This window comes from Pseudomonas sp. MF06569 (genome assembly GCF_059862735.1).
The window spans coordinates 18,949-27,589 of sequence record NZ_JCBCUZ010000042.1; the positions used below are offsets into that span (position 1 = coordinate 18,949).

Annotated in this window: 6 protein-coding genes; 3 read left to right on the forward strand and 3 right to left on the reverse strand. The window is 58.4% G+C overall.

What is annotated here, in order from left to right; all coding sequences use genetic code 11:
* Positions 1–17: 17 nt before the first annotated feature.
* Genes mksB through mksF form a run of 3 tightly spaced genes read left to right on the forward strand, consistent with a single transcriptional unit; the run spans position 18 to position 4,769 of the window.
* On the forward strand, positions 18–1,295 hold the full coding sequence (gene mksB, locus AC19YQ_RS23585) for an Mks condensin complex protein MksB (protein WP_133076457.1): 1,278 nt from the start codon (positions 18–20) through the stop codon (positions 1,293–1,295).
* Positions 1,285–1,932 carry an Mks condensin complex protein MksE gene (mksE, locus tag AC19YQ_RS23590; RefSeq protein ID WP_133076458.1) on the forward strand — a complete coding sequence of 216 codons (648 nt, stop codon included), beginning with the start codon at positions 1,285–1,287 and terminating at the stop codon, positions 1,930–1,932. The genes mksB and mksE overlap by 11 nt, the downstream gene beginning before the upstream one ends.
* Entirely contained in the window at positions 1,929–4,769 is a 2,841-nt protein-coding gene (gene mksF, locus AC19YQ_RS23595) for an Mks condensin complex protein MksF (RefSeq protein WP_133076459.1), read from the forward strand. The genes mksE and mksF overlap by 4 nt, the downstream gene beginning before the upstream one ends.
* Before the next feature lie 56 nt (positions 4,770–4,825).
* Here the strand turns inward: mksF and AC19YQ_RS23600 are convergent, their stop codons facing one another.
* The 3 genes from AC19YQ_RS23600 to AC19YQ_RS23610 are packed head-to-tail and all read right to left on the reverse strand — an operon-like array spanning position 4,826 to position 8,391.
* A complete protein-coding gene (locus AC19YQ_RS23600; protein WP_133076460.1) occupies positions 4,826–7,129 on the reverse strand; it encodes a PqiB family protein in 2,304 nt (767 codons plus the stop codon).
* Positions 7,122–7,745 (reverse strand): paraquat-inducible protein A, encoded by a 624-nt coding sequence (locus AC19YQ_RS23605; protein WP_095003217.1) that lies wholly within the window; start codon positions 7,743–7,745, stop codon positions 7,122–7,124. Before AC19YQ_RS23605 ends, AC19YQ_RS23600 begins: the two co-directional genes overlap by 8 nt.
* Positions 7,732–8,391, reverse strand: a complete 660-nt coding sequence (locus AC19YQ_RS23610) for a paraquat-inducible protein A (RefSeq protein ID WP_133076461.1) — start codon at positions 8,389–8,391, stop codon at positions 7,732–7,734. The genes AC19YQ_RS23605 and AC19YQ_RS23610 overlap by 14 nt, the downstream gene beginning before the upstream one ends.
* Positions 8,392–8,641: the final 250 nt, after the last annotated feature.

Sequence of the window (8,641 nt, forward strand, 5' to 3'; positions counted from 1 at the left end):
AATTGACTGGCCCTCCCATGATCGAACCCAAGCGCGTTTTACGTGCCCTCGCCGAGCACTGGGCACTCCTTGAGCCTTTGTGTGAACACTTCGACCAAGGCACCTTGAGCCTCAACGAACTGCGCCTGCAACTGGCCGCTCATCAGGTGGACAGCACACCACAAGACATCACCACCGTGCTCGACAGCTGGATCCGTCTGGACATACTGGTGCCAGTCGCAAAAAGTCCGAACCGCTTCGAGCTCAACGCGCAAATCCACGATTTTCTGGCGTATCTGAGGCACGAACATCGCCTTGGCCTGTGCCTGGAAATCGAAGCTTACCTGCGCCATCTGGAGCGTTTGGCCGGATATATCCAGGATGCGTTCGACATCCGTGACGGCCATGATCTGGCACGTCAGCTGCGCCTGCTCGACATGCGTGTACGTGATGTACTGAAGAAACTGGCGAACGATGAGCAAGCGTTGGTCGCCGTAGCCGAGCGGGCCAAGACCAGCGACCGGCAGATCCCCCTGCGCCAGCGCTACGCCGAGGTACTGGCGACATGGGATGAGTATGTCGAACCCATGATTCAACTGGTCAACGCCGACGGCGCTTTTGAGCAAGGCGTACGCAAGGTTGAAATCGTGCTGCTGCGCATGCTCAGCGAGCAGCAACGACTCGGCCACCTGGTGGACGACGACATGCTGTTGCGCACCCATGCGCGCATCCTCGAAATGCAGACCAGCGCCCAGATGACCCTGCGCCATGCCCGTGAACTGCTACTGCCGCTGCGTGAAGAAGCCCGCCGGCATAACGCCGTAACCCGCGGTGCAGCGCTGGCGCTGGCAGCCATCCGGCGCAAGGGACTGGACGCGGTGCCTCAAGCCTCGATGCCGATGTTCACTCGCCCGCAAAGCACCTTCTTGGGCAGCGCCAGTCAGGTCGAGGCTTATGTCTATGCCCTGGCCCGCTTCGAGCCCAAACCCGCGAAATTCCCCAAGGCCCATAAAGTCCACCGGGGCGAAACACCCAAGGCCCCGCGCACGGTCAAGGAAATGCTCGACCGCTGCAGCGACGCGCTGCCGATGCCGGACTTGATGAACTGGCTGCTGGCACAAGAGCCGGACGGCGACACCGACGAATTGCTGTACTGGTTCTCCCGCCTGTCCCGTGAAAAACGCTTCGTGCGCGAACGCCTTGAGCGTCGCGATTACCACACCCACGAACATCGGGTCAGCCTGCGCTCATTCGCTTTGCTTTCTCACAGCGAAGATGCGACCCAGACCTCTGCGAGCCCCCTGCATGCATCTTGATCTTTCTGAACTGTCCCAGCTGGCACCGATTTTTCGTGAGCTGTTCAAGGGCTATCACGTCAGTCGCCGGGATCCTGAACTGTACGCGCAACTGTCGAACTTCCAGGATCAATACCGCACGCTGTTCAAAGCGCTGGGCTTTGAACTGGTGTGTGACACCCGCGGCTTCTATTACTTCGTACCCGAGACCGCCACTGCCCAGGTGAACAAGACCGCACAGCGTCTGGCGCTGTTCACCTTCATCATCGTCGAGCATCTGGCCGATCAGGGCCGCGACCCGATTGCCGTACTCGACGGAGGCAGCCTGGGCCGCGACGAGTTGCCCGCCTTGCTTGAAAAGTACCGCGACCTGTTTGTACAGGCCGAAGTCACCACCCATGAAGAGCTGGAAGAAAAGATCATGCGCCGCATGACCCAGCTCGGCTTTGCCAGTGAAGAACCCGGCATCTACCGCTTTCTGCCACCGATGCACCGGTTTCTGGATGTGTGCCTGTCGGTGCAGCAAGACCGTGATCTGGCAGCCAGCCTGCACAGCATCTTGCCTTTGCCGACACCGGTTCTGGTCGATGACGACATTGACGACGAAGCGGCTCTGGCCCGCGCCATCGCGGATGAACAACAGGAGATGGACGCATGAGCCAGGAACGCTACGGCATACGCCGCTTTGCCTTGCTGAACACCGCCGGATACAGCCTGGGCCTGTTCCCGCTGGAACATCCGCTGTCGGTATACGGGGCGAACAACCTCGGTAAATCCGCATCGATCAACGCTTTGCAGTTCCCGATTCTGGCGCGCATGTCAGACATGAGCTTCGGTAAATACAGCCTGGAGCAATCGCGGCGCTTCTACTTTGCCTCTGATACCAGCTACATCCTGGTCGAAGTCTCACTGCCCCACGGTCCCCATGTGATTGGTGTGGTGGGACGCGGGCCCGGCGGTGGCTTCGGGCACCAGTTTTTCGCCTATGCGGGCAAGCTGGACCTGGCTCACTACCAAAAAGACGACACCTGCCTGCGCCAGAAAGAACTGTTCAATAACCTTGAGCGCAATGGCCTCAAAGCCTACGAACTCAAGCCTGATGAACTACGTCGTTTGCTGGTGGGTGGGCATACCTCTATTCCGCTGGATCTGACATTGATCCCCCTGCGCTCCACAAGTGAACAGAGCCTCAAAACGTTCCGCGCACTGTTTATCAACCTGCTGCACATGCGCGAAATCACCGCTGCCAAGCTCAAGCAGCTGTTTCTCGATGCGTTTGAACACAGTCTGCGCTCGGGCAGCGTTGACTACATCGCGGCGTGTGAAGAAGCTTTCCGCGATGTGCGACGCATGGAGCAGGACTACAACGCACTGGTCGGCGCCGGGCCCTTGGTTGAGTCACTGGCTGCCGGCGTTCGTCAGCGCGACCTGTTGCGCGGCAAGCTGCATCGCCTGTCGCCGCTGCTGGACTCGTTGCTCGGCACCTGGCAGGACTACGCCGGGGCTCGCAAGGAGGAGCTGCTGATTCAGTCCGAGCACTACCGCAACGAGCAGGACGCCTTGCAAAACGATCAGCGCAGCAGCACCCAGGAGCTGATGCGCCTGGAGAGGGAAATCGCCGGCACTCAACGCTGGCTGGGCGAGTTGTCGGTGCTCAAGCACCGCTTTGCCCTGGTTGACGACGTGAAGGTACTGGAACAGCAACTGCTGAGTGCCAAGGACGCCCATGACGAACTGGCAGGCGCGCTGGCGCAATCACGTCAGTTCAGTGCCGAGGATCTGGACGAGCGTCTGCGCGACCTGGAAAAACGCCTCAAGTCCGTCAAACAACAACTCGATCACGCCGATAACAACAGTTATGCCCGCCTGCGCGAAGAATTTTCGCAGCAGGATGTGGAGCGCCTGATGCGCCTGTTCAACAGCGCCCTGTTCAGCTTGCCGTTGGGCGAGCACGGGATTGCGCTGGATGACAGCGATGCCTGGGTCAAGTCGCTGGAATTGATTCTCGACGGCTTCAAGGGCGAGCGCTTTGAGGCCCCGGGCCTGTCCATCGACCTCAGCCACATTGAGCCTCCTGCCCTGCAGGCTCTGGCTGACCGGGCGGCATTGCGCGAGCAGAGAGAGCGTCTGGAAAAAGAACTCAAGCAACTGAAAACCCAGCAAGCCGTCACTTCGGATCGCGCCGCGAGCAAAACCGAAGCCGAGTCGTTGTATCAGCAAGTGCTGGATGCGCAGAAGGCCCTTGAAGACTTCCGCCGTAGTCAGACACTGGGTGCCGAGGAAGGCGAAAAGCTTGAGCAACTGGCCCAGGCCGAAGCCGCGCAAGACGAGCTGAAGCGCTCCAGCGATGCCTTTACCGAGCGCGTGCAGCAATTGTCTGCCAAGTTGCAGTTGGTCGGGCGCCAGATCGGTGACATGGAAGCCAAGCAGCGAACCCTGGATGACAGCTTGCGTCGACGCCAATTACTGCCCGCTGACTTGCCCTTCGGTACGCCGTTTATGGACCCGGTCGATGACTCGATGGACAACCTGCTGCCATTGCTCAACGACTATCAGGACAGCTGGCAGGGCTTGTTGCGCTGCGATGGCCAGATCGAAGCCCTGTATGCGCAGGTGCGCCTCAAAGGCGTGGCCAAGTTCGACAGCGAAGACGATATGGAGCGGCGCCTGCAGTTGTTGATCAACGCTTACGCACACCGCACCGAAGAAGCGTTGACCCTGGGCAAGGCGCGCCGGGCGGCAGTGACTGACATCGCCCGTACACTGCGTAACATCCGCAGCGACTACGACAGCCTTGAGCATCAACTGGCGCTGTTCAACCGCGAGATCAACAAGCGCCAGGTGTCCAACCTCAAGAGCTTCCGCATTGTGCTGGCCCCCAACAAGGAGGCGCTCAAGCATATCGATCAGATTATCCACAGCGCCGGTCAGTACGAAGAAGGCGAAACCCTGTCTGTGTTCGACCTCAGCCAGAGTGCCGAGCAGGACAACAAGAACGAAGAGGCCAAGGAATATCTGGCGCGACTGGTAGCAGCCAACCACAACCAGTTGGGGCTCAAGGACTTGTTTGAGCTGGCGTTCGAGATCACCAAGGTCAATGGCCAGCCGGTGATCCATACTGATATCGACGGGGCGGCATCCAACGGTACGACCATGACGATCAAGGCGCTGACCAACATGTATTTGTTGCTGCACTTGATGGATCGCGATCAAGCGGGCCGTATCCGCTTGCCGTACTACCTGGACGAAGCCGCGGACATTGACGAGAAAAACCAGACTGCCTTGTTGGAAACCAGCTTGCAGCTGGGCTTCGTGCCAATTCTGGCCAGCGTGAAACCCCAGGTCTGCGCCCATGTGGCAATTGACCTTGAAGGCGGTAGCGGGCCTAACGGGATTTACATCGATGAAGACGACTGGAAGTACATTCGTCGCCATGATGAGGTCAAGCCTGATGCGGTGGCCGCTGTGCAAGAGCCTGAACTGGATGAAGTCTGAGGCTCAATTCTGGACATAAAAAAACCGCGATCACTGATCGCGGTTTTTTTTGGTGCTTATTTGCCTAGCTGGATCTTCGGCGCCCATTGCAGCCACTCGTCTTCGAACTTGTCGAAGAGCGGGAAGGTTTGCTCGGGGCGGGCCTGATTACCCATCTTGTCATCACCCGGGGTAGCGAAGGCAATCCCACCCTGGACCAGGGTTTCCAGGGACTCGGTACGAATCGTTGCCCCTTTGAACAGGCCGAAGTCGACTCCGAAACCGCTGGTATTCCAGAAGCGGCTACCGGTGCGTACCAACGGCGCGTAACGGGGCTCGATCAGGATGTGTACCAGCACGCGATCGGCGGTGCTACCCAGCTCATAGCCCGTCACCTTGCCCACGGTGACTTCGCGGTAGGTAACAGGCACGCCCTCTTTGAGCGAGCCACGGCGGGCAGCGCTCAAAACAAGGCTCAACCCGGCCTGGGGAACGGCAGCATCCGGTGCCTGCTCCAGCGCTACAAAGCTGGTCTGGCGGCCCAGTTGCTTGATTGCGGGCTGCACTTCCAGGTACTGACCTGTCACCAGGGTTTCGAGGTTCGCCGTTTTCATCAGCCCCAGTTCTGGCTTGACCACCCAGAACTGGCTGCCGACCCGCGCAATGCGCTCCGGGACTTCGGTAATGCGCGCCTTAAGCATGACCGATTGCAAATCCTGGCTCAGGTCGACGCTTTCGATCTTGCCCACATCCAGCCCCTTGAAACGAATAGGCGTGCCCTCTCGCAGCCCATCGGCACGAGCCACCTTGATCGTAACGGCTACACCCTGCTGCATCGCGGCATCACGGTCAGTAAACAGGCGGAAGCGCGGGATCCGCTTTTGCAGCGGCGCGGTGGCCTCTGGGGTTTCAAAAGCAATCCCGCCGGCCATCAGGCTTTGCAGGGATTCACTCTTGACCTGAATCCCGCCGGTCAGGCCGCCGGTGAGCGTGATACCGCTGGCATTCCAGAAGCGGGTCGAGGCGTTGACCAGGTTTTCGTATTCCTTCTCGATATGTACCCCAATGACGAGCTGCTTTTTCGTGCGAGAGAACTGATAGCTCTGCACTGAACCGACTTTGACCTGCTTGTAGAGAATCGGGCTGCCAACATCCAGCGAACCCAGGTTCTCGGTAAAGAGCACCATGTGCAGGCCCGGCGAACGCAGGTCCAGCGGTGGCGCTTTTGGCCGTGCGACAAATTCACGCTCGGGGGTGCTGCCCTTGTCACCCGGACGAATGGCGATGTAGTTACCCTTTACCAAGGCCTCCAGCCCGGTGATACCGGCCAGGGAGATCGACGGCTTGACCACCCAGAACTGAGTCCCTTGCACCAGATAGTCTTCGGCCAACGGGTCGAGGGTCAGCTCGGCGCTAGCGCTGGTCAGGTCCGGATCGACCTTGAGGCCCTTGAGGCTGCCGACCTGTATGCCTTTGTACATGACCGGTGTGCGACCCGCCTGCAGGCCCTCGAAGTCGCTGAGCTTAACTTTGACCTTGATCCCGGCCTGTGCGGCATCGAAGTCCTCATAGAGCCTGAACGGCAGGTTCGAGTCGGTAGGCGGGCTGTCTTTGCGGTTTTCAGGAGTTGCGAACGCAATACCACCCGCGACGATGCTGGCAAGGGATTCACTGCGCAGCTTCACACCTGACAGGTTGGCGTCGATGCTGATGCCACTGGCATTCCAGAAACGCGTGTGTTTGCGCACCAGATTGGCGTAGGTAGGCTCGATAAAGACTTTGATCTCGACCGTACTCTGGTCTTCCGAGAGCACGTAGCTTTTGATCTGGCCGACCTGGATTTGCTTATAGAAAACCGGGCTGCCACGGTTCAGCGAGCCGAGACGGTCAGCCTTGAGGGTCAGGTGAAGGCCGGGCATGGCATCTGACAGGGGCGGTTCTTGCGACAGTGCCTTGAACTTGCGCGCAGGTTCTCCATCGGAAGGACTCACGGCAATGTAGTTACCCGAGACCAGGGTTTCGAGCCCCGTGATACCGGCCAATGACACGCTGGGCTTGACCAGCCAGAAGCGGGTATTGGTCTTCAGGTATTGCTCGACGTCCTTATCCATCTCGACCGTGGCAATTACACCCTTGTTCGGACCGTCTTCATCCAGGGCCAGGGTCTTGACCTTGCCCACAGGCATGCCTTTGTAGACCACTTCGGTCTTGTTGGCGACGATGCCTTCGCCACTTTCAAAGCGCACTTGAATATCGATGCCGGTTTGGCTGTAGGCACGCCACCCCAGCCAGCCACCAATGATCAGGGCAATAAGCGGGAGGATCCAGATCGCCGACCAGTTCGAAGCCGGGCGGGTTTTAGCGGTAGGCAAGTCACTCATGGTCGTCGTCCGACTCCGTATTGTCCCAAATCAGTCGGGGATCAAAAGTTACAGCTGCAAGCATCGTCAGCACCACCACACTGGCAAAAGCCACCGCGCCCAGATTGGCCTCGATGCTGGCTATGCGTCCAAAGTTCACCACGGCCACCAAAATGGCGATGACGAAAATATCCAACATTGACCAACGGCCAATGAACTCAATAAAGCGATACATGATGATACGTTGCCGCGCAGACAACGGTTGATGGCGCTGCACGGAAAACAACAGCAAGGCAATGCCGACCAGCTTGAAAGTGGGCACCAGGATACTTGCCACAAACACGACGGCCGCAATCGGAATCATGCCGTGCTGCACCAGCTCGATGACACCCGCCATGATAGTGCTCGGGGAGCCTTGGCCCAATGAATTGACGGTCATGATCGGCAGCAGGTTGGCCGGAATGTAGAGAATGGCCGAGGTCAGCAGTAATGCCCAGGTGCGCATCAGGCTGTCAGGGCGACGCGCATGGACCAGTGCGCCGCAGCGAGTACAGGTCTGCTCGTCGGTTTCGGGGTCTTGCCTGTTGAGTTCGTGACACTCGCCACAGATCAAGATACCCGCATCAATCGCCCGCATGAACATCCTCCCCGGACAATGCCTGCCAAATCTGGTGAGGTGACATCACAACCTCCAGCCAAACCTGTACCAGCAATAAGCTCACAAAACAGACCAAACCCAGGCCAAGGCTCAGCTCAGCCAGATCGGCCAGTTTCACAATCGCCACCAGCACCCCCATCAGGTACACCTCAAGCATGCCCCAGTCACGCAAGTGATGATAAATGCGGTAAATGAGCAACCCGTAGCTGCGCCCTACATTCCAGCGAATGCTGAGCAGCACGGCGAGCTGGCAGAGCAACTTGAGTAGCGGAACCCCCATGCTGCACAGGAACACCACCACCGCTATGCCTTGCATGCCGGTGTTGAACAAACCAAGCACACCACTCCAGACCGTGTCTTGCGACGCCTGGCCCAGCAGGTTGAGCTGCATGATGGGTAAAAAGTTCGCAGGTATGTAGAGCAACAATGCGGCGATCACAAGCGCAAGGCTGCGTTCGACCACCTTGTACCTGTGAGCATAGAGTTCGTAACCGCAGCGCGGGCATTGGGCTTTCTCACCGAGAGCAAGATGCGGCTTGCGCATCAACAAATCGCACTCATGACAGGCCACCAACTCGTCCAGCGGTAATTCTGACACCCCGCGGGGGTCAACCGGATCTGGCATAAAGGGAGTCTCTGGCTCAGAAATTGACTGAGTCTATTCTAGTGCGCGGACTACAAAATAACTGTGCATATTTTTAGGACTTTAGATGCAGCCGAACTGAAGAGCGGTTTAGCCGGATTTTGGACTTACCACCACTTTTCTCGGCCCAAAAACAAACCCCCTGTCTGCGTTAGCAGACAGGGGGTTTGGAATTTAATCTTGACGATGACCTACTCTCACATGGGGAAACCCCACACTACCATCGGCGATG